The sequence below is a fragment of the Streptomyces sp. BE303 genome, from assembly GCF_036290945.1.
Classification (GTDB): Bacteria; Actinomycetota; Actinomycetes; order Streptomycetales; family Streptomycetaceae; genus Kitasatospora.
Genome location: NZ_JAQYWZ010000773.1, coordinates 72,804 through 94,559 on the forward strand (window position 1 = coordinate 72,804; position 21,756 = coordinate 94,559).

16 protein-coding genes are annotated in these 21,756 nt (G+C 75.1%); 8 read left to right on the plus strand and 8 right to left on the minus strand.

Annotation, left to right across the window (positions count from 1 at the left end):
* The first annotated feature begins 97 nt into the window (after positions 1–97).
* Positions 98–1,954: an ABC transporter ATP-binding protein gene (locus PUR56_RS24640; RefSeq protein WP_329880558.1), complete on the plus strand. Its 1,857-nt coding sequence runs from the start codon at positions 98–100 to the stop codon at positions 1,952–1,954.
* A 130-nt stretch (positions 1,955–2,084) separates the two neighbouring features.
* On the opposite strand, the gene PUR56_RS24645 is transcribed toward PUR56_RS24640, so the two are convergent.
* Positions 2,085–2,753, minus strand: coding sequence for a lysophospholipid acyltransferase family protein (locus tag PUR56_RS24645; RefSeq protein ID WP_329880557.1), 669 nt, complete (start codon positions 2,751–2,753; stop codon positions 2,085–2,087).
* A gap of 283 nt (positions 2,754–3,036) precedes the next feature.
* On the opposite strand from PUR56_RS24645, the gene PUR56_RS24650 reads away from it, so the two are divergent.
* Complete coding sequence (locus PUR56_RS24650) at positions 3,037–3,249, plus strand: EF-hand domain-containing protein (RefSeq protein WP_329880556.1); 213 nt, start codon at positions 3,037–3,039, stop codon at positions 3,247–3,249.
* Between the two features lie 157 nt (positions 3,250–3,406).
* On the opposite strand, the gene PUR56_RS24655 is transcribed toward PUR56_RS24650, so the two are convergent.
* The gene (locus PUR56_RS24655; protein WP_329950491.1) at positions 3,407–5,623 is read right to left on the minus strand and encodes a bifunctional glycosyltransferase/CDP-glycerol:glycerophosphate glycerophosphotransferase; all 2,217 of its coding nucleotides are present in this window, start codon (positions 5,621–5,623) and stop codon (positions 3,407–3,409) included.
* A gap of 719 nt (positions 5,624–6,342) precedes the next feature.
* Between PUR56_RS24655 and PUR56_RS24660 the strand changes: the two genes are divergently transcribed.
* Both PUR56_RS24660 and PUR56_RS24665 read left to right on the plus strand, forming a co-directional pair.
* Positions 6,343–6,612: a hypothetical protein gene (locus tag PUR56_RS24660; RefSeq protein ID WP_329880554.1), complete on the plus strand. Its 270-nt coding sequence runs from the start codon at positions 6,343–6,345 to the stop codon at positions 6,610–6,612.
* A gap of 239 nt (positions 6,613–6,851) precedes the next feature.
* The gene (locus tag PUR56_RS24665) at positions 6,852–7,295 is read left to right on the plus strand and encodes a secondary thiamine-phosphate synthase enzyme YjbQ (RefSeq protein WP_329950492.1); all 444 of its coding nucleotides are present in this window, start codon (positions 6,852–6,854) and stop codon (positions 7,293–7,295) included.
* Between the two features lie 81 nt (positions 7,296–7,376).
* Here PUR56_RS24665 and PUR56_RS24670 read toward each other — a convergent pair whose 3' ends face one another.
* Positions 7,377–8,042, minus strand: a complete 666-nt coding sequence (locus PUR56_RS24670; protein ID WP_329880550.1) for a DUF1990 family protein — start codon at positions 8,040–8,042, stop codon at positions 7,377–7,379.
* Positions 8,043–8,195: 153 nt separating this feature from the next.
* Between PUR56_RS24670 and PUR56_RS24675 the strand changes: the two genes are divergently transcribed.
* Positions 8,196–8,459, plus strand: a complete 264-nt coding sequence (locus PUR56_RS24675; RefSeq protein ID WP_329950532.1) for a hypothetical protein — start codon at positions 8,196–8,198, stop codon at positions 8,457–8,459.
* Between the two features lie 55 nt (positions 8,460–8,514).
* On the opposite strand, the gene PUR56_RS24680 is transcribed toward PUR56_RS24675, so the two are convergent.
* Positions 8,515–11,637, minus strand: coding sequence for an SMC family ATPase (locus PUR56_RS24680; protein ID WP_329950493.1), 3,123 nt, complete (start codon positions 11,635–11,637; stop codon positions 8,515–8,517).
* Positions 11,634–12,803, minus strand: coding sequence for an exonuclease SbcCD subunit D (locus PUR56_RS24685; RefSeq protein WP_329950494.1), 1,170 nt, complete (start codon positions 12,801–12,803; stop codon positions 11,634–11,636). Before PUR56_RS24685 ends, PUR56_RS24680 begins: the two co-directional genes overlap by 4 nt.
* Before the next feature lie 203 nt (positions 12,804–13,006).
* Here PUR56_RS24685 and PUR56_RS24690 point away from each other — a divergent pair, with 203 nt between their 5' ends.
* From PUR56_RS24690 to PUR56_RS24700, 3 genes are all read left to right on the plus strand, one after another.
* Positions 13,007–14,260, plus strand: a complete 1,254-nt coding sequence (locus PUR56_RS24690; protein WP_329950495.1) for a hypothetical protein — start codon at positions 13,007–13,009, stop codon at positions 14,258–14,260.
* 209 nt (positions 14,261–14,469) lie between these two features.
* Positions 14,470–15,087: a hypothetical protein gene (locus PUR56_RS24695; RefSeq protein ID WP_329880544.1), complete on the plus strand. Its 618-nt coding sequence runs from the start codon at positions 14,470–14,472 to the stop codon at positions 15,085–15,087.
* 440 nt (positions 15,088–15,527) lie between these two features.
* Positions 15,528–16,328, plus strand: a complete 801-nt coding sequence (locus PUR56_RS24700; protein WP_329950496.1) for an SGNH/GDSL hydrolase family protein — start codon at positions 15,528–15,530, stop codon at positions 16,326–16,328.
* A 98-nt stretch (positions 16,329–16,426) separates the two neighbouring features.
* Here the strand turns inward: PUR56_RS24700 and PUR56_RS24705 are convergent, their stop codons facing one another.
* From PUR56_RS24705 to PUR56_RS24715, 3 genes are all read right to left on the minus strand, one after another.
* On the minus strand, positions 16,427–17,518 hold the full coding sequence (locus tag PUR56_RS24705) for a nitroreductase/quinone reductase family protein (protein ID WP_329950497.1): 1,092 nt from the start codon (positions 17,516–17,518) through the stop codon (positions 16,427–16,429).
* Between the two features lie 436 nt (positions 17,519–17,954).
* On the minus strand, positions 17,955–19,163 hold the full coding sequence (locus PUR56_RS24710; RefSeq protein WP_329950498.1) for a polysaccharide deacetylase family protein: 1,209 nt from the start codon (positions 19,161–19,163) through the stop codon (positions 17,955–17,957).
* Positions 19,164–19,367: 204 nt separating this feature from the next.
* On the minus strand, positions 19,368–21,212 hold the full coding sequence (locus PUR56_RS24715; protein WP_329950527.1) for an AMP-dependent synthetase/ligase: 1,845 nt from the start codon (positions 21,210–21,212) through the stop codon (positions 19,368–19,370).
* Positions 21,213–21,756: the final 544 nt, after the last annotated feature.

A 21,756-nucleotide genomic window follows, 5' to 3' on the forward strand; every position in this document is an offset into this window, starting at 1 on the left:
CACTCGCTATGCTGGCGGGCGACCGACCGCCCACCCGCCGTCGGCGCGCGCCCCGTGCGCGGCGCCCGCGCGGCGGCCGACCCGGGGAGGAGCGCCCGTGCGCCCCGAACGCACCCAGTGGACCCCGCCCGCCCTCGCCGAGGGCGAACCCCGCCCGCCGACCCAGTGGCGGCGCATCCTCGGCCTGTTCCGCCCGTACTCCGGCCGCCTCACCACCGTCGGCCTGCTCGTGGCGGCCTCCGCCGTGGTCTCGGTGACCACGCCGTTCCTGCTCCGCGCCGTCCTGGACACCGCCATCCCGCAGGGCCGCACCGGGCTGCTCACCCTGCTCGCGCTCGGCATGGTCGCCGCCGCGGTCGTCAACAGCATCTTCAACGTGCTGCAGACGCTGATCTCCACCACCGTCGGCCAGCGCGTCATGCACGACCTGCGCACCGACGTCTACAGCCACCTCCAGCGGATGTCGCTCGCCTTCTTCACCCGGACCCGGACCGGCGAGGTCCAGTCCAGGATCGCCAACGACATCGGCGGCATGCAGTCCACGGTGACCTCCACCGCCACCTCGCTGGTCTCCAACTTCACCGCCGTGATCGCCTCGGTGGTCGCCATGGCCGCGCTGGACTGGCGGCTCACCGTGGTCTCCCTGGTCCTGCTGCCCCTGTTCGTGTGGATCAGCCGCCGGGTCGGCCAGGAGCGCAAGAAGATCACCGGCGACCGGCAGAAGCAGCTGGCCGCGATGAGTTCGGCGGTGCAGGAGTCGCTCTCGGTCAGCGGGATCCTGCTCGGCCGCACCATGGGCCGCTCCGACTCGCTCTCCCGCGAGTTCACCGCCCAGTCCGACCGGCTGGCCGACCTCGAAGTGCGCGCCTCGATGGCGGGCCGCTGGCGGATGAACACCATCCAGATCGTGATGGCGGCCATGCCCGCACTGATCTACTGGGCGGCCGGACTGGCGGCGGCCGGCGGCGCGCCGATCGTCTCGGTCGGCACCCTGGTCGCCTTCGTCTCCCTCCAGCAGGGCCTGTTCCGCCCGACCGTCAGCCTGCTCTCCACCGGCGTCCAGGTGCAGACCTCGCTCGCGCTGTTCCAGCGCATCTTCGAGTACCTCGACCTGCCGGTGGAGATCGCCGAACCCGACCGCCCGGTCACCCTGGAGACCATCCACGGTGAGGTCCGCTTCGAGGGCGTCGACTTCCGCTACGACCCGGACCAGGAGCGGCCCACGCTGGCCGGCCTCGAACTGAAGGTCCCGGCCGGCAGCTCGCTCGCCGTGGTCGGCGAGACCGGCTCCGGCAAGACCACCCTCAGCTACCTGGTGCCCCGGCTCTACGACGTCACCGGAGGCCGGGTCACCATCGACGGCGTCGACGTCCGCGAGCTCTCCTTCGACACCCTGTCCCGGGCGGTCGGCGTGGTCTCCCAGGAGACCTACCTCTTCCACGCCTCGGTCGCCGACAACCTGCGCTTCGCCAAGCCGGACGCCACCGACGAGGAACTGGCCGCCGCCGCGCGGGCCGCACAGATCCACGACACCATCGCCGCCCTGCCCGACGGCTTCGACACCCTGGTCGGCGAACGCGGATACCGCTTCTCGGGCGGCGAGAAGCAGCGGCTCGCGCTGGCCCGCACCATCCTGCGCAACCCGCCCGTGCTGATCCTCGACGAGGCCACCAGCGCCCTCGACAACAGCACCGAGCGTGCCGTTCAGCAGGCCATCGACACCCTGGCGGCGGGCCGCACCACGATCACCATCGCGCACCGCCTCTCCACCGTCCGCGCCGCGGACCAGATCGCCGTCCTCGACCGCGGCGGGATCGCCGAACTCGGCACCCACGACGAGCTCCTGGAGGCGGACGGCCGCTACGCCGCGCTGCTCCGCCGCGAGGTCCCGGCCGCCGCGCCGCAGGCGTCCGGCCACGACCGGACCCCGGCCGCCGTCCCCGGCCGCGCCTGACGGCCCCGCCGACGCGTCCGCGGCGCCCGGCACGCCCGACCGACGCCACCGGGTGCCCGCAGCACGCCGCAGGGCGGCCACCCGGTGGGGTGGCCGCCCTGCGGTCGACACGGGTGCCGGCGGGCCCGGTTCAGGCCGCCTTGGGGATCTCGTTGTAGGTCTCCGCGCGCTCCTGGCCGGAGAGCTTCTGGATCGCCGCCATCACCTCGTCGGTGACCTGCCGGCGGGCCTTGAGCGAGCGGGCCTGGCCGTGCAGGTCGTCGAAGTGCAGCGGCTCCCCGAACCGCACCGTGACCTTCCGGACGCGCGGGACCCGCTTGCCGATCGGCAGGATCTGGTCCGGACCCTCCAGGGCCACCGGAACCACCGGGACACCGGCGGTGAGGGCCAGCCAGGCCACCCCCGTCTTGCCCCGGTAGAGGCGGCCGTCCAGCGAACGGGTGCCCTCCGGGTAGATGCCGAAGGCCTTGCCGTCCTCCAGGATCTCCAGCGCGGACTCCAGCGAGGCCTGCGCCGACCGGTAGGTGCCGCGCTCGACCGGCACCGCGCCGATCGCCTCGAAGAAGCCCTTGGACAGCGAGCCCTTGAGCCCGGTGCCCGTGAAGTACTCGGCCTTGGCCAGGAAGTGGACCCGGCGCGGCGCGGTCAGCGGGATCACCACGCTGTCGATGAAGGAGAGGTGATTGCTGGCCAGGATGACGCCGCCCTTGCGCGGTACGTTCTCCATGCCCTCGATGGTGGGCCGCCAGATCCCCCGGGCGAGCGGTTTCAGCACCAGCCTGGTGACGAGATCGAGCATGGTCCCTCCCTGGACGAGCACGCCCGAGAGGTGCCCGGGCCTGAGATACGACGAACGGCGGTCGTTCCCCCGGCCGGGCCGGGATCAGACCCGCAGACTACGACACCCACCCCCGAGCCCGTCCACTCCCGCCGACCGTGGCGCTCACCACGGCCGGGTAGGGTACGGCCGTCGGAAACGCACATCAGCAGGTCTTCTGGATCAGCAGATCTGTAGATCAATGGATCAGCAGATCGCGGGCTCGGGGGATCGGCAGTTCATCAGTCCTCAGGAGGGGCCACCCATGGCAGACGTCGACACCATCCGCGCGGCGTTCGACAAGTTCGACGTGAACGGCAACGGCCGTATCACCGCCACCGAGTACGCCAAGGTCGCCCGCGAGCTCGGCGACCTGACCACCTCGATCGCCGTGGCCGAGGCCGTCATCAAGCAGATGGACACCAACCACGACGGCGAGCTGACGTTCGAGGAGTTCCTGGCCGCGCGCCAGGGCTGAGGCCGCTCGGGCGGGGCGCCGGATCCCTCCGGGCCCCGCCCGCCGCCTTCCGGCCCGCCCGCCGTCTTCCGGCCCGCCCGCCGCCTTCCGGCCCGCCCGCCGCCTTCCGGCCCGCCCGCCGCCTTCCGGCCCGCCCGGGCCGGCGGCTCCGCGGGGTTCAGCCGGTCGTCGGGAACACCCGGCGGACCACCCGTTCCGCCGCCCCGCCGTCGTCCCAGGGGCAGAACCGCCGACGGAACGCCGCCCGCGCCTCCGGCTCCGGGTCCCCGGCCAGCAGGGCGCTCGCCAGACCGTCCGGGTCCGTGGTCAGCGCGCCCGGCGGCTGCTCGAACAGGTCGAAGTAGACGCCGCGGTCCCGCCGGTACTCCTCCCAGTCCGGCGCGAAGATCACGACCGGCCGGTCCAGCACGGCGTAGTCGAACATCATCGACGAGTAGTCCGTGACCAGGACGTCCGCCGCCAGGTACAGGTCCTCCACGGTCGGGTGCGCCGACACGTCCAGGATCTCGGCCGCGCCCTCGTCCGCCGCCAGGTCGCCCGGACCGCCGGTGTGGAAGTAGTGGGTGCGCACCAGCAGCGTGAACCCGGGACCGAGTCGACGCGCCAGGTCCCGCACGTCCAGCAGCGGCACGTACCCGCCGCGCGCCTCCCGGTGGGTCGGCGCGTACAGCACGGCGGTGCGCCCGGGCTCCAGCCCGAAGCGCTCGCGCATCGCGGCCACCTCGGCCGGCGCGGCGACGGCCAGCCGGTCGTTGCGCGGGTAGCCGGTGTCCAGCATCTCGTACCGGCCGGGGAAGGCCCGGGCGAAGTGCTCGCTGGTGTGCGGGTTCGAGGAGACCAGGAAGTCCCAGCGGTCGACGGCCTCCCGGAGCCGGTCGAAGTCCATGCCGTCGGCGGCCACCGGGTGGTCCCTGAGGTCCATGCCCATCGCCTTCAACGGCGTGCCGTGCTGGGTCTGGACGTGTACCGTCCCGGGACGCTTCGCCATCGTCCGCGGGAAGTTGACGTTGTTCACGAAGTACTTGGCGGTGGCCATCGCCCTCAGGTACGCGGGCGTGTTGACGATCACGTACGGGACGCCGGCCGGCAGGGTCGCCGCCTGCTTGCGGTTCTCCACCACCCAGACCCCGCGGATCCCCGGCGCCAGCTCCTTCGCCTTCTCGTAGATCGCCGCCGGGCTGCACGCGTAACCGCGGTGCCAGTACGCCGCGTACACCGCCAGGTGCCGGTCCAGCGGCAGCCGGCGGAACGCGTTGTACGCGGTGAACCGGGCGCCGCTGCGCACGCCCTTCTTCAGGGCCGGCGCCACCGCGCGGGCCCCGCGTCCGAGTTCGCGCGGCAGCCGGCCGGTGCGGCGCAGCTCGGCGTACGCGCGCCGTGAGCCGCGCGCCGCGAGCCGGTACTGCACGCCGCGCACGCCGCCGGGGAACCGGTAGCCCGCCGGGCGGTGGCGGGCGAAGTGCCCGGCGATCCGGCGGAAGAACTCGGGGCGCAGCCCGACCGGCACCAGCCCGGGGGTGTCGTACACGGTGAGCGCCTGCTGGACGGTCCGCTCGAAGACCAGGGTGCGCAGCGACTCGGGGACGGGCGGGCCGGGCCGGGCCTCCGGCTCCCGGTCCAGGAAGTCGAAGATCGCGTCGTACTGGGCGAAGGCGTCGGCGTGCCGGGGGGAGGCCGTGCTGGTGATCGCACCGGCGCGGCCCCGCCGGTAGAAGTAGCAGGGGCGGTCGAGGTAGCGCAGTCGTCCGGCGGCGAGCAGCGCCGGGTAGGTGACCGAGATGTCCTCGTAGTAGCCGCGGCCGAAGGAGACCCCGAGGGCGAGCAGGAACTCGCGCCGGAACACCTTGTTCCAGACCGACATCACGGTCCTGAACAGCGCCGGGTGCTCGGCCAGCGTGCATCCGGCCACCAGCGGCGAGCCGGTCAGCACGTGCCGCCAGGGGTTGGGCTCGGTCCCGCCGTCCGGGTACACGTGCGTGAAGTCGGTCAGCAGGACGTCGGTGGGGGTCTCGCCCCGCTCCTCCCGGGCCGCTTCGCCGGCGAGTTCGTCGAGGAGGGCTGCGACGGTGCCCTCGGGCACCCAGTCGTCGCTGTCGACGAACCAGACGTAGGTGCCGCGGACCTCGGGGAGGGCGGCGGTCCGGGCGCCGCCGAGGCCCTGGTTCTCGGCGAGGTGGAGCACGCGCAGCCGGGGGTCGCGGGCCGCGTACGCGTCCAGGATCGCGCCGCAGCCGTCGGGCGAGCGGTCGTCGACCGCGATCACCTCGAAGCGGGACTCGGACGAGGGGGCGTCCGCCAGGAGGGAGTCGAGGCAGCGGGGCAGGAAGCGCTCCACCCCGTGGACCGGAAGCACGATGCTGAGGAGAACTGGCACGCTGGCCGAGTCTACCGAGCGGCGTGCGCGTACCCGCCGGACGGGGCGGTCCCGGCGGCGCACTGCGGCCGGTCCGAGGGGCGGGGTGCGGGCGGGGACGGGGTGGACGCGGGGACTCCCGGGACCGCCGGTGCCGGACCCGTGCGGGGCGGCACCGGCAGCCTGGTGGCGGCCCGGCCGACCCTCTACGGCCGGCCGCCGGTCCGGGCACCGCCCGAGCCGGGTCGCCGCAGCGTCGAGGCGGCCCGGCAGTGGCTCGGGGGAGCCGGAATCTTCATCAGTCGAACGGGCCTGCGGAAGGGGATCACGCCTGCGCGGTCGTTAGAGATATTGCTTGGAGCCAAGGCTCGCGTCAATCCCTCGTCTGTGTTCACTTCCTAAACGGACAGTCGGACTCCGATTGTGGCCGGCCACCCTCGCTCGACCCTCGCTCCACCGCCCGCCCGGAGGCTACGGGAGGTGAGGCGGCGGTGACTCCGTGCGCCCCGGCGCACACCTTCGGGGCGGGCGCCGGGCGTGTGCCCCGAAGGCCCCGCTGACGTGCGGCCGGTCGTGCACCATCATTGATGCCTAGTCGTGACCGGCCGAGCGGCCCCTGGTGCAGTGTCAGTTGACGCCGCACGATACGGTGGCAGCACACTAGGACGGTTGCGCGAAGGCCGTCTCTCACGGATAGTCTTCGCCTCACGGCCCTGGCGCCTCGTAGGGGTGGGAAACTGATGGAACAGATGCAAGTCCGGACTCGGCCCCGCGTGCCGGCGATCCAGTGCGGTGTCGGCGCGACCGGCCGCCGGATCGAGCGTCACCTGGCTGTGCTCGGCGCGCCCGCACTCCCGGCGGTGGACACCGCCGAGGCGCTCGGGTTGATAAGGGAGCTGACGCCGCGCGGCGCCAGTGCCCCGACCGCGCCGCCGCGCCGTCACGCACGGGTCAAGCTGCTGGCGCCGCTGCGCCGGCTGCGACGGGGTCTCTTCGGTGGGCGCGGCTGAGGGCCCCAGGCCCCGGGGTGCCCGTCATCCCTCGCACCCACCAGCACCGGCCCGGCGGATCCTCACAGAACCGTCGGGTCTTCGCCGCGCCCCGCACGCCTCCCGCAGGCGACCTGCGGGACCGGGTGCCCGGGCCTCCGAGAGGTCTGAACCTCTCACTCTACGGTGACTTGCCGCCCCGGCACGGGGAGTCGGCGAGGCTGGCAGCCGCACCCCCCGGCGTGAGCCAGGATGACGGCATGGCGGACCACACTTACACCACGTCCACGACCTTCCGGACCACGACCTTCGAGATCACCACCGGCAGCCGCGAGGTCGCGCTCGACATCACCGACCGCTGCACGCGGTTCCTCAACGACCACGCGGTCGGACGCGACGGCCTGCTCAACGTCTTCGTGCCGCACGCCACGGCGGGCATCGCGGTACTGGAGACCGGCTCGGGCAGCGACGACGACCTCCTGGCCACGCTGCGCGAGCTGATTCCGGCCGACGACCGCTGGCGTCACCGGCACGGGAGTCCCGGCCACGGCCGCGACCACGTCGTTCCCGGACTGGTCGCCCCGCACGCCACCCTGCCGGTGATAGGCGGCCAACTGGCCCTGGGCATCTGGCAGTCCGTGGTCCTGATCGACACCAACGGCGACAACCCCCGGCGGTCCGTCCGGCTCTCGTTCCTGGGCTGATCCGGGCCGGCCCGGGCCGGGCCAGGGGTGCCCGGGCCGGGCCGCACCGGGCCCGGGCGTCCGGGCCCCGGCGGCCGCCGGCTACGGAGCGGCGACCGTCGGTGGAGTACGCCGCGCGTCCGGCGCGGGCCGGGCCGCCACCTCGGCGGGGCCGGTGTCGTCGGGGCCGGTCCGGGGGCGGCCGACGGCGGCGGAGGCCACGGCGGCGAGGTACCGCTCGATCGCCAGGTACTGGCAGAGCAGCGCGACCGGTCGGCCGATCCGCGCGTACCGGGCGGCGAGCCGGGAGAACGCGGTCACCTCGAACCAGACCTCGCCCGCCGCGTCCATGGACACCAGGAACGCCTCCTCGCCGCACTCCGGGTGGCCGGGCAGCGTTCCGTAGGCGAAGCCGATCCGGTCCGGCTCGTCGACGGTCCACACCACCCGGCACGGGATCACTATCCGGGGGCGGCGCGTGCCGGGCAGGCTGAGGCGCAGCAGGACGGTCGCCCCCGGCTCGGCGGGCGCGTGCGGATACACGGCGAAGCCGGTGCCCAGCTGGCTGCCCCAGCCCAGTACGTACCGTCCGGCCCGCTCCAGCACCTCGGGCCCGCGTCCGAGATGGACGCGTCGTCGCAGGTGCGCGTACCCGTCCGGCAGCCTGGCGTCCCGCGTGGCGCCGACCTCCGGGTAGCTGGGCTCGGCGGCCCGGGCGGTCAGCAGCCGTCGGTGCAGGGCGGGGGGCGGCGCAGGGGCGTCGGGCATGCGGTTCACCGTACCCGCCGCCTCCCGGACGTCAGGACGTGCCCTTCGCCCGAGGTCTCGCCGTCCGCGGTGGCCCGGTTCCTCGCGCCGCGCCCCCGGGGCGGTCTCCCCGGCGCCTTGCGGCAGGGCCGGGGTGCGGAGTAGGAAGGCGGCATGAGCGAAGCGGTCACGAACCACGAGGACGCCCGGAACGTCCGGAACGTCCCAGACGCGACGGACGCCACGGACAGCGGGGTCTGTGCCCTGGCGCCCGGTGGCGCAGAGGCGGCGCTGGTGCACGATCCGGAGCTGACCGGTCCGCGCGCCGACTGCGTCCTGTGCGGCGACCCGACCGAGCTGCCCGCCGACCACCCGGGCACCACGCTCTGCCCGGTGTGCGCCTGGCAGCAGGCGCAGCGGATCGCCTGCTCCGGCTGACCGCGCCGGGCCCTGCGCTCCCCGGCGTTCCGAACGCCCGCCGCCGGTCCCCCGGTCAGGCGTCCTCCCGCCCCGCCAGGGCCAGCGTGGAGCCGTGCCGGCCCTTGCGGACCAGCAGCTGGGTCGGGATGCGGCTCCGCAGGTCGGCGACGTGGCTGACGATGCCGACGGCGCGGTCCCGCTCGCGCAGACCGTCGAGGACGTCCATCACCTCCTCCAGGGTGTGTTCGTCGAGGCTGCCGAACCCCTCGTCGATGAACAGGGTGTCCAGCGGCATGCCGCCGGCCTCGTCGGTGACCACGTCGGCCAGGCCCAGGGCCAGCGCGAGCGAGGCGAAGAAGCTCTCGCCGCCGGAGAGGGTCGCGGTGTCGCGCTCCGTGCCGGTCCAGGCGTCCACCACCCGCAGGGCCAGCCCCGAACGCTTGGTGCCGGTGCCCCGGTCGTCACTGTGGACCAGGGTGTAGCGACCGCCGGACATCCGGACCAGGCGGTCGCTCGCCGCCGCGGCCACCTGCTCCAGCCGGGCCGCCAGGACGTACGACTCCATCCGCATCCGCAGCCGGTTCTCGGCGGACGTGCCGGCGGCGAGCGCGGCCAGCCGGTTGATCCGGCCGTACCGGGCCAGCGCCGGGGCGAGCGAGCCGGCCAGCTCGGCGAGCTGCCGTCCGATCCCGGCGAGCGCGTCGCAGCGGGCGCGCGCCGCGTCCCGGGCGGCGTGCGCCGCCCGCAGGCGGTCGGTGGCGGCGTGGAGCCGGGCCCGGGTGCCGGGCAGATCCGCCGGCGGGCAGGCCGCCGCCGAGGCGAGCTCCGGTTCGGCGAGCCGCCGCTCGGCCGCCGCCAGCTCGGCGCGGTGGCGTTCCAGCCGCAGCTCCAGCCGCTCGCGCTCCTCCCGGCGCAGCAGGACGGCGACGGCGTCCTCCGCGCTCGGGAACCCGGCCGCGACGGCGGCCCGCGCCAGCTCGCCCTCGGCCTCCTTCAGCCGGTACGCCGCCTCGGCAGCCGTCCGGGCCGCGCCCGCCAGGGCGGACACGGCCGACGCGAGGCGGGCCAGGCCGGCCGCGCGGGCGGCGACCGACGGCGCGCCGCCCCGGGCCGCCGCCACCCGGCCGCCCCGCTCCTCCCGCTCGGCGTGCAGGGTGCGGATCCGGGCGCCGAGCTCGGCACTCCGCTCACGCGCGTCGCCGAGGGCCGTGAGCCGGGCGGCCTGCTCCTGGGTGGTCTGCTCGATCCGTCGCCCGATCGCGCCGAGCCCCTCCGCGACCCGGACCCCCGTGCGGTGCTCCCGCTCCAGCCCACCGAGGGCCTCGGCCAGGGCGTCGGTGCTCTCCGCGCCGGCGGCCCCGGCGGCGGCGGCCTGGCGCACCTGGAGGTCGGCGAGCTCCCGTTCGGCGGTGTCGGCCGCCTGCTCGGCGGCCGTCTGGGCGGCCTGGGCGCGGTCCTCGTCGGCCGCGCGGACCTGCTCGCCGGACGGTCGGGCGGGCGCCGGGTGTTCGGGGGAGCCGCAGACCCGGCAGGGCGCCCCGGCCCGCAGCTGTGCCGCGAGTTCGGCGGCCATGCCGGCGAGCCGGAGCTCGCGCAGGTCCTGGCTGTGCCGGCGGGCGTCCAGCGCGTCGGAGCGCAGCGCGAGTGCCTGCGGCCGGGCCCGGTCGATCTCCCGCTGCAGCGCGTCCCGGCCGCGTGCGGCGGTCAGGCGGCCGGTCAGCTCGCTGCGCCGGACGTCCAGCCGGTCGACCTGCGCGGCCGCGTCCCGCGCGACGGACTGCTCCTCCTGGAGGGCGGCGAACCGCGCCTCGAAGCCGGACAGCCAGTCGGCCGCCTCCTCGGCGAGGTCGTCGGCGCGCTGCCGGTCGGCGGCCAGCGACGCCTGTGCGCCGTCCAGCTCGGCGCAGCGCCGCTCGTCCGCCGCCGCCGCCTCCAGCCGGACCAGCTCGGCGCGCAGCCCGCGTTCGGCCTCGGCCAGCTCCTCGGCCTCGGCGTGCGCCAGGGCGCGGCCCTCGCCGTCCGGGCCGCCGGCGGCTGCCAGTGCCGCGCGGTGCCGTCGTTCCTCCTCGCGGGCCGTCCGGTGGGCGACCGCGGCGGAGTCGCGCAGGTGCAGCACCGACTCGACCCCGACCGCCGCCAGGGCCGCGGCCAGTCGGCGGCGGTCGGCCGTCCGGGCCGGCTCGTCCCCGGCCAGGCGGGCGGCCTCGGCCACCGCCTGCCGGTGCCGCTGCTGCCGGTCGGCGAGCTGTTCGGCGGCGGCCCCCGCCCGCTGGGCCTCCAGATGGGCCTCCTCCGCGCCGGCCAGCGCGTTCTCGGTCACGGCGAGCTGTTCGGCCGCGCCGCCGCGCAGCACGGCGGCCCAGCCGAGCACCCCGGTGGTGAGCTCGGTGCCGGCCTGCACGCCGGTCGGCGCGACCGGCTCGTCCTCGGCCGGCACCCAGCCCTCGACGGGTTCGGCGTCCGGGCCGGCCGCCTGTTCGGCCTTGCTGGCCAAGTCCCGCAGCCGGCGGCGGCCGGTCTGGACGGCCGCCTCCTGGGCCCGGCGCTGCTCGGCCAGCCAGGACTCGACGGACTGGAAGCGCTCGGTGTCGAACAGCCGCCGCAGCAGCTTGCCGCGCTCCTCCGAGTCGGCCCTCAGGAACCGCGCGAAGTCACCCTGCGGCAGCAGCACCACCTGGCAGAACTGGTCCCTGCTCATCCCGATCAGCCGGTGGATCTCCTCGCCGGCCTCCTGGTGCGACTTGCTGACCGCCCGCCAGCCCGGCCCGCCGCTCCCGTCGCCGTCTCCGTTCCCCCCGGACCCGGACCCGGCCCCGGTAGCGTCGCCGCCGTCCGTCGACCACTCGCGGAGCAGGGTCTGGGCACGCTCGACCGTCGTGCCCTTGCCGACCTTCTTCGGCCGCGGCTGCTCGGGCAGCCGGGTGATCTCCAGCCGCCGCCCGCCGAGCGTCAGCTCCAGCCGGACCGAGGTCAGCCGCTTCGGATCGGCGTGGTCGCTGCGCAGCCGGTTGGCCCGCCGGGTGCCGGGGACCTCGCCGTACAGGGCGTAGCAGACGGCGTCGAGCACGCTGCTCTTGCCCGCGCCGGTGGCTCCCCGCAGCAGGAAGAGCCCGCCGGCGGCCAGCGCGTCGAAGTCGACCGTCTCGCTGCCCGCGAACGGGCCGAAGGCGGTGACGGTCAGCCGGTGCAGTCTCATCGGGGCAGCTCGGCCTTCCGGTCGGTGGTCTGCCGGACGCGTTCGAAGCCCTCACGCAGCCAGCCCAGCTCGTCGGCGTCCGGATCGGCACCGGGGCGGACGTGCCGCAGGAAGCCCTCGGCGATCTCCAGGTCGGTCCGTCCGCTGACCCTGGCCGCATAGGACGGGGAGGCGTCCGCCGTCGTCGCCTCGGGCTCGAAGAGCAGCTGGAGGGTGTGCGGGAAGCGGCGTCGCAGCCGTTCCATCGGCTCGGTCGGACGGCTCGGGTCGGTGAGCGTCGCCTGCACCCACGCCTGCTCGGCGGCGGCGTGCCCCTCGTCGGTCAGCAGCTCGTCGAGCCGGCCGCGCAGCCGCGCCAGCGGCCGGGGCTGCGGGCAGTCGACCCGCTCGGCGGCGACCGAGCCGTCCGCCGCGAGGTCGACCAGCCACATCGTCTTGCGGTGGTCGGTCTCGGAGAAGGAGTAGGCGAGCGGGGAACCGCTGTAGCGCAGGTGCGGGGCGAGGGTCTGGCAGCCGTGCAGATGACCGAGGGCCGCGTAGTGCACGCCGTCGAAGACGGACGCGGGCACCGCCGCGACGCCGCCGACCGCGATGTCCCGCTCGCTGTCGCTGGGCTCGCCCCCGGTGACGAAGGCATGCGCCAGGACGACCGCCCGGGTGCCCGCCGAGCGGCCCGCCAGGTCGGCCCTGACCTGGTCCATCGCGGCGCCGAGCACCGCGGCGTGACCGCCGCGGGCCAGCCCGAACCGCTCCCGCACCAGTGTCGGTTCCAGGTACGGAAGCCCGTAGACGGCGACCGGTCCGTCCGCGTCCGCGAGCACGACGGGCGCGGCGCACTCGCCCGGGTCGGTCCGCAGGTGGACGCCGGCCCGGCCGATGAGGCCCGCGCCGACGCCCAGCCGGCGGGCCGAGTCGTGGTTGCCGCTGATGAACACCGTCGGCACGCCCAGGTCGGCGAGCCGGTGCAGGACGTCGTCGAAGAGGGCGACCGCCTCCAGGCCGGGCAGCGCCCGGTCGTACACGTCGCCGGCGACCAGCACGGCGTCCACGCGTTCGGACCGGACCACCGCCACCAGGTGGTCCAGGAACGCGCGCTGGGCGTCGTGCAGGCTCTCCCGGTGGAACGAGCGTCCGAGATGCCAGTCGGAGGTATGCAGCAGTCGCATGGTCCCCGACCATAACGGGCGTCACCGACAACGCGGTCCGGAACGGGGACGGCGGCCCGTCCGCCGTGGCCTGCCCCGGTCCGGCGGAGGTCGCTCTCGGTCGATTGTCAGTGACGGTGTGTATGTTCGCGGTCGCCGGGAGCCCGCAGGTGCGGGGCGGTCCGGCGGCGACCGCGAGAACGACCGAACGGAAGGACACGGCCATGACCGGGCAGTTCCGCTTCCCCTTCCCCGACGACCTCCTCGATCTCCTCGACCACCTCGATCCCCCGGGCCTGCGGGACCGCCCCGGCCCCGGTCGGCGGGCCCGGGCCGGTGCTGCCGCGCGGCGGGCGGTGCGGCTTCGGGCGGCCGGTCCGGCCCGGCGCCGCCCCGGACCGGGGGGACCGGCCGCCGGTGGCGTGCCGGCCGGTCCCCCCGGTGGGCGTCCCCCGGGCGGGGGAGCGAGCGGCCCCGGGTCGGCCGGTCCGACCGGGCCCGGTACCGGGGACCGGCGCCGGTGGCGACCGCGCGGTGCGCCGCCGCCGCAGCCGGTGGCGCTCGCGCTGGTCGTCCGCGCCGCCGACTTCGCCGACCTGTCCCGGCACGGCCTCTTCGGCGACCTGCCCTTCCGGGCCTACCTGAGGCGTGCGGCGGTCCAGCTCCGGGCGCTGTACGGCCAGGGCCTGGAGGTGCACCTGAGGGTCTTCGACCCGGCCGACTTCGAGGACTACTGCGAAGCGCTCGGCTTCGACCCGGCGGACGCGGCGGCCCGGGTCGCGTACGCGGCCGATCCCGAGCTGGCGGGGGAGCCGTTCGTCTACGCGGGCCAGCGGCTGGTGGCGCTCCTCCCCGAACTGGCCGACGACCACCGGGCCAGGGTGCGGATCTCGGTCGCCATGGCCGCGCTGCTGTCGGCGGTCGGCGAGGGGCCGGCGGCGGAGCGGCGGTCGGCGGCGGTGACGAGGTACGCCGTCGGTGTCCTCCTCGCGCTGGCCGGGGGTGCGGGCGAGGGCGTCCACCTCGTGACGATCCGCTGCCACGGCCCCGAGGACGGCGAGGAGCTGTCCTCGGCGGCGGACGTCCGGGTGGAGCGCGGACGCCTCCGCGCGGGCGGGCGGGACACCGAGGCGTTCTGCGTGACGCTGGCGGCGGGTGTGGCCGGCGGCGGCGCGGGCGCGATGGTGCTGCACGGCGACCCGGCGGCGCCCGGAGGCCAGACGGTGCGCGGCTGGGCGCTCGACGGGGGCCGGCTGCGGCCGATGACCGTCCGGGAGGTGCTCGACTCGCTCGCGGACGACGTCGGCCGGGGCATGCCCTTCCCGCCGGCGGCGGTCCCGCTGCCGGGGTTCCCGCTCCCGCAGGCGCCGCCGGAGGGCCCGGATTCCTCCGCCGACCCGCCGCCGGGCGGTCCGGGCGCGCCCGGCGGACGGCCTGCCGGCGCGCGGCCCGGGGAGGACGGTGGGCCCTCGGGCTGACCTGCCCTTTCGGTCCGGCGCGTCCACCGAGCGGCGCTGGGGACTGTTCATCGACCGCCTGTTCGGGGAAGATTTCGGGGAAGATCAACAGTGGGAACGGCCGGTGCCCCACGCCGCCGACCCCGCCGCTCAGCCCCGAACCGCGCGCACTGCGGGTCCACCCCGCGCCCCGTCGGTCCGGCGAGCCCGAGACCGAAAGGGGGGGGCGCATGGGCCGGATCGAGTTCAGCGCGGAGGTCGCCGAACTGCTCGGGAAGGTGCGCCGTCGCCCCACCGCGGGGTGGCCGTGGCGGCCGGGCGAGCGGGTGCCCGCCGGGCTCCCGGTCAAGCAGTCCTGGGGGTGGCTGTTCGCCCCCGACGGCCGGGTACTGACCCTGGTCAACCCCAAGGACGGCATCGTCTCGCTCCCCGGCGGGTCGCTGGAACCGGAGGACGCCGGCGACCCGGGCTCCGCGCTGGCCCGGGAGGCGGCCGAGGAGGCCCAGGCACTGATCGGCACGCCGTACTACCTCGGCTACCTCTACGACCGGGTCGGTTCGGCCAACGGCGGGCACGAGTGCGCCCGCGTCCGGATGGCCGCCGCGCTGCGGGCGGTCGGCCCCAGCGCCCCGGACCCGGCCTCGGGGCGGCACTACCGGCGGCTGCTGGTCGCGCCCGGTCTCGCGGTCGAACTGCTCGGCTGGGGTGCGCCCGGGCTGCGCCAGGCCCGGGCGGCCGTGGCGACCGCCGTCCGGAGGCTGGGGGTGCCGGCCGCTGCCAACGAGGCCATCGAGGAGCTCCCGGTGGAGGGCTGCGAGGTGTTCCCCGGGGTGAATCCGGGGGCGTGAATCCGGGGGGCTCGGGCCTGGGGCTCGGGGCCGGGGCGCGGGACCGCTCCGCGCCACCGAGCCCGGGTCGGACCGAAGGATCGCTGACCGACCGTACGGGCACTGGTGGCCGCCGCGCCTGATCGTCCGTCGGCCGGTCGAACGGAGACCGCCCACAGGGGTGCGGTGACCTGACGTCGGGTCGCCACACCGCCGTCGTCCCCCCGTCGTCCCCGGCACCGCGCGTCGACGACCCGGGGCGCCGTGCCCCGGAGCTGCCCTCGTGTCCCCCGAACGGGTTGTCCGTCGCACCGGCGTGCACGTCGCACTTTCCGTCGCCGGCACGGCAGTTCACTCCATCGTTGTCAGACCGACTGTCAATTGCCTTGGCATGACCGCTTCCCGCGATACCTACCGCCTGGTATCAAATGATGTGACGCACGTCACTCCCAGGAGGTGTCATGCTACGTCCTGCCCGTGCCATGTCCGTCGCCACCCTCGCGGCGTTCCTCTCCCTGACCACCCTCTTCACGGCTTCCTCGGCCCAGGCCGCCGGCGTCAACTACGTCGCGCTCGGCGACTCGTACGCGTCCGGCCTCGGGGCCGGCAGCTACACCGGCGAGAGCGGCAACTGCAAGCGGAGCACCAACGCCTACCCGTACCTCTGGAAGAACGCGCACGCGCCGTCCTCCTTCGCCTTCGTCGCCTGCTCGGGCGCCAAGACCGGTGACGTGCTCAACAGCCAGCTCTCGGCGCTGAACTCGGGCACCACGCTGGTCAGCATCAGCGTCGGCGGCAACGACGCGGGCTTCGCCGGCACCATGCAGACCTGCGTGCTGGACTCCGAGAGCGCGTGCCTCAACGCCGTCGCCACCGCGAAGAACTACGCCACCACCACGCTTCCCGGCAAGCTCGACCAGGTCTACGCGGCCATCCACGCCAAGGCGCCCAACGCCAGGGTGGTCGTCCTGGGCTACCCGCACCTCTACAAGGTCGGCGGCAACTGCATCTTCGGCATCGGCGACACCAAGCGGGCCGCCATCAACAGCGCCGCCGACGTCCTCGCCGACGTGCTCGCCAAGCGCGCCGCCAACGCGGGCTTCGCCTTCGGTGACGTCCGCTCGGTGTTCCGGGAGCACGAGATCTGCGGCTCCTCCACCACCTGGCTGAACAGCACCACCCTGCCGGTGGAGGAGAGCTACCACCCGAAGGCCTCCGGCCACTCGGGCGGCTACCTGCCGGTCTTCTCCGCCCAGGCCTGACCGCCCGTCCGGCCGACCGCCCACCGCGCGGCGCTCACCCGCCCACCGCGCGGCGCCCGCCGGTCCTGCCCACGGGGCAGGACCGGCGGGCGCCGCCTTCACCGCCCCGGCGGGAAGGGGATCAGGGCGAGCACCGGCAGCAGCTCCCTTTCCTCGTAGGCGAGGTGGGCCTCCAGTTCGGCGGACATCCGGGCCAGCTCGGCCCGGAACCGCTCAGGTTCGGCCGCGCCGATGTCGGACACCAGCGCGACCAGCTCGTCCTTGAGCCGGGTCACCACCCGGTGCTCCTCGGCCAGCCGGTCGAGCACCTCCCGGAGGTGCGGGTGGCTACGGGCCAGGGCCGGGAAGACGCCGTGGTCCTCGCCGGTGTGGTGCACGGTCAGGCCCTGGCAGAACGTCAGGCAGTGCTGGCGGATCTGCAGTCCGAGCGCCGGAGCGTTCCCGGAGTCCGCGGCCGGACCTCCGCCCGCCGCCGACCGGCCGCCCGTCGCCGACCGGCCCTCCGGCGCCCGCCCGGTCGCGGCCGCCGGGCCGCGAGCGAAGTGCGCCTCGGTCTCGGCCCGTACGTGCCGCAACTGGGAGCGCAGCCAGGTGTGCACCTCCAGGAGTTTGTCGGCGAGGTTCGCCACCTCACGGGGTTCCGGGGACCCGGCCCCGGCCGGTTCGGTGCCGGACTGCTCCAGCGCGACGACGGGGAGCACCCGGTCGGTGAGTGTCTGGTAGTCGCCGTACCCGGGGGCCGCGCGCACCGCGGCCGCGAAGAGGCGGTCCCGTCGCGGGCCCTCGCTCGGAACGGCGACCGCGTCGAAGGTCCCGGTGCCGAGTTCCACCCCGACCACCGGGTTGGCGAGCAGGTTGCGGTACCACTGCGGGTGCTCGGGCGCCCCGGCCGCCGAGGCGATGACCAGGAGCAGCCCCTCCGCCCGCACGTACCCGAGCGGTACCGTGTGCGGCCGGCCGGTGACGGCCCCGGAGGTGGTGAGGAGAAGCAGGTCGCCGCCCTCGAAGGGGCCGCCGACCCGTCCGCCGTTGGACCGGAACTCCGCGACGACCGCCTGGTTGAACGAGTCGAAGGAACCGGAGGACCGGGGATCGGGCGCGTCGGACGAGCCGGGCGGGGTGAGCGAATCGGAGGAACCGGACGAGCCGGGGGGATCGGACGGGGAGATGGGACTGGCAGAAACGGACATACGTCTGTGGAGTCTCCGAACGAGGGGAGTGAAGGCCACAGCGGCACACCGGTTCCGGCGCGGCAGGCGACAGGACGAAGCGAGCGCGCGGGCAACCGCCGCGGCCGCTCGGGTCAGATCAGGGGAGCGGAGTGTGAACTCATCGCGCATCGTCCCTCGGTGAAAGGTGCTCGCTCGGCCACCGGCCGGCCCAGTTCTCTTTGGCCGGCGCCACGCTGCACCTGATCATTAGAGCCACCGGGCCCGCCGTCTGTCAACGAGCGGGATCCGGAGGGCCGCCGGGCCGGTCGGGGCGGCGTCGAGGAGCACGGCCGCCACGCGCCCGGGCCGCCACGCGCCCACGCGTTCACCCACCCGCGCCGTCACCCGGTCGCGACAGGACGAAGGGCGCGCCGCCCGTCCCTGGGGACCGGCGACGCGCCCTGCCGCGGAGGTCTCAGCGCAGGTAGGAGGCCAGGCCCGCAGGCTTGAGGCCGGCGGCCTCGGCGGCGGCCAGCGCGCGCGGGAGGTCGGTGGCGAGGGTGTCGGTCCAGTGCAGCAGCACGACGTCGCCGGGCGAGAGGGTGCCCTCGTGCCAGACGTTGGAGGCGCCCCAGCTGAAGTCGGCGTTGGCGGTCAGCACGTGGCGGAAGCCGCAGTTGGCGGCGGCCTGCAGGGTGACGGCGTTCCACGCGAAGTACGGCGGACGGAAGACGGTCGGGGTGGTGCCGAAGGTCCGGGTCAGGGCGTCCCGGGCGTCGCAGATCTCCACCTGCTGCTCGGCGAGCGAGAGCGTGCTGAGGTCCGCGTGCGAGACGCTGTGGTTCTGGATGGACGAGCCGGGGGCGGCGGTGACCCGCTGGAAGAAGCCCGGGTCGGCGGCGGCCGGCATCGGCAGCGGGAAGGCGGTGATCGGCAGCTTGTGGTCGGTGATGAACCGCTCGGCCTCGGGGGTGCGCTGCCAGCCGTCGTCGACGGTGAAGAAGACCACCTTGTCGCTGGTCGGCACGGAGCCCGCACCGGTCGCGGGGGCGGGCAGGGCTCCGTCCACCTGGACGTCGTCGACGGCGAACGGGCCCTGCTGGTACCAGCCGTGCACGTAGAGGCGGACGGTGCTCGCGGTCGGTCCGGAGGTGAAGCGGGTGGTCAGGCGCTGCCAGCCGCCGTTGGTGTTCTCCGTCCAGGCGGGGGCGGTCGGGCGGTCGGTTCCGGTGGCGCCGAGGAAGACGTACTTCCCGCGGACCCAGGCGGAGGCGGTGTAGGTGGTGTTGGGCTGCACGGAGACGGTCTGCACGCACTCGCCGGTGGAGTCGTCGCCGACCGGGGTGACACCGAGGGCGGACGTGCCCGAGTGGGGGGCGACGGTGGTCAGGGCGGCCTCGGCCGGACCGCCGGTGCAGCGCCAGCCGGGCACGCTGCCCCACTCGGCGAGCGAGGACGCGGGGATCTCGAACCCGGGGTTGGTGGCGATGTTGACGGAGGGCGCGGAGGCGTTCGGGGCGTCCGCGGAGGCGGGCGCGGCGAAGCCGGCGGCCAGCAGCGCCGCCGAGGCGGCCAGCGCGGAGAGGCGGGCGGCGACCCGCGAGGTGGCGCGCGGGGAGGCCGGGCGGGGCGGGACGTGCGCCGCCGGGCGGGGCGACAGGCGCGCGGACAGGCGCGAGGACATGGACACGTGGCGACTCCTGCGTGGGGGACGCGCCCGTGGGGAGGGCGCGCGGAGAACGGGTTGGGGCGCTCCCCGAGGGGCGGGAGCCTTGGGCGTGCCGCACTCAGACCGAGGCAACAATGGACTGGACCACTCGGATCGTCAAGGGAACCGCCGGTGAACCGTGCGCCGTCTCCGGGGCGGCAAACGGGACAAGACGACCCGTCAGGGGACGTACAGTTCCTCGATGTCGTCCGCGTAGTACTCCGTGATCGCCGCCCGCCGAAGCTTCAGTGACGGCGTCATCAGTCCCTGGTCCAGCCCGAACTCGCGCGGCAGCAGCCGGAACGCGCGGATCGACTCGGCCCGGGAGACGGCCGTGTTGGCCGCCGCCACCGCCCGCTGGATCTCGGCGTGCAGGTCCGCGTCCGAGAGCACCGCCCACGGGTCCAGCTGTTCGCGTCCGCGCGACTTCAGCCAGTGCGCCAGGGCCGCCGGGTCGAGCGTGATCAGCGCGGCCACGTACGGGCGGTCGTCGCCGACCACCAGGCACTGGGAGACCAGCGCGTGCGCCTCCACGCGGTTCTCCAGGGCGGTGGGGGCGAGGTTCTTGCCGCTGCTGGTGACGATCAGGTCCTTCTTGCGGCCGGTGATCGTCAGGTAGCCGTCCTCGTCCAGGTTGCCGAGGTCGCCGGTGCCGAACCAGCCGTCGTACAGCGACTCGGCCGTGCAGCGCGGGTGGTTGAGGTAGCCGTCGAAGACGCCGGGGCCGCGTACCCACACCTCGCCGTCGTCGGCGATGGCCACGGTGGCGCCGGGGACCGGCCGGCCGACCGTGCCCGCCCGCCGGCGTCCGGCGGGGTTGGCGGTGACGGCGGCCGAGGTCTCGGTCAGCCCGTACCCCTCGTACAGCTGGAAGCCGATCCCGGTGAAGAAGAGGGCGACCTCGCGGTCGAGCGTCGAACCGCCGCACATCACGCCGCGCACCCGGCCCCCGAACACCGCGCGCAGCCGCTGGTAGACCGTCCGCTCGTAGGCCAGGTGACGCAGCCGCAGGCCGGGGCCCGGACCGGGGCCCTGTCCGAAGGCGCGCTGCTCCCGTGCGGTCGCCCAGTCGACCGCCACCTGACGGGCCTGTTCGAAGAGCTCGCCGCGCCCCGCCTCCTCGGCGGCCCGCCGGGCCTGCTGGAACACCTTGTCGAGCACGTACGGGACGACGTGCAGGAAGGTCGGGCGGTACGAGGCGAGGGCGGGCAGCAGGAAGTCGGTCGACACCTCGGGGACGTGGCCGATCCGGAACCCGGCGCGGACCGCCGCGATCTGCACCATCCGCCCGTACACGTGCGCCAGCGGGAGGAAGAGCAGGGTGGACGCCTGGCCGCCGCCGGTGTCCGCGAAGATGTCGCCCCAGCCGTCGAGCAGCGCGTCGGCCGCCGACGCCAGGCCGGCGTGCGTGATCAGGCACCCCTTGGGGCGACCGGTGGTGCCCGAGGTGTAGACGACGGTGGCGATGTTCTCCGGCGAGACGCCGAGCCGCTGACGGTGGACCAGCGCGTCGGGGACGCCGCGCCCGTCCTCGACGATCGAGGCGACGCAGTCCCGGTCCAGCTGCCAGATGCCGGTCAGCTCGGGTAACGCGTCGCAGACCGCGCCGACCGTCATCGCGTGGTCCTCGTTCTCGACCAGGCAGGCGACCGCCTGTGTCTCGGCGAGGATCCAGCGGACCTGTTCCGGGGCGGCGGTCGGGTAGATCGGGACGGGTATCGCGCCGATCGACCAGAGCGCGTAGTCGAACAGCGTCCACTCGTAGCGGGTGCGGGACATCAGGGCCACCCGGTCGCCGTAGCGCACGCCGCGGGTGAGCAGGCCCTTGGCGAGGGCCAGCACCTCGTCCCGGAACGCCGCGGCGGTCACCTCGTGCCACCCGCCGCCGGGGGCGCCGTGCGCCCCGCCGTCGCGGCGGGCCAGCTGGACCAGGCCGGGGGAGCGGTCGGCGGTGTCGTACAGCGAGTCGGCCAGTCCGCCGGTGACCGGTGGTCCGGCGGGGGCGGGGGTGGTGAACTCGCGCACGATCCCCCCGATCACCCCGATCCCTCCTGCAGGTGGAGCGAAACTATCGGATAGCTCCCCGACTGCCCAGGGTTGTGACCGTGACGCGACGAGATCGGCACCGGTCCAGGGGGGGAGTGCCGGGGTGGGGGCGGCTCCGGACCCGGGGGAATGCGGCGGGATCCGGGATCTTGGGAACGATCCGGACACGATCCGGCCGGGTGCGGGAAGAGGACGGGTTCGACCCTCGAACGAGTGGTCAGGGCGTAGTAGGCTCTCGCAGACTTCGGGCCGGACCTCCCCGGCCGGGCCCGAATCGGCACCGGTCCGTACTCGATCCAGGCTTGGTCTGTACCACTTGTCGTTCGCACTCCCTTCCGCCCGCCCCCGTGCCGCGTCGCCCCGCTCACGCTCCGCCCGCCCCGCCCGGCTCCACGCCCGCTCCGCCCCCACACCGCTCCCGCCCAGCCCGGCTCCCAAGCCCGGAGCCCAGGTCCGGACCCCGCTCGGACGCCCGTCCGCGCACCGCTCCACCCCCGCACCCCGTCCGCGCCTGGCACTTCCC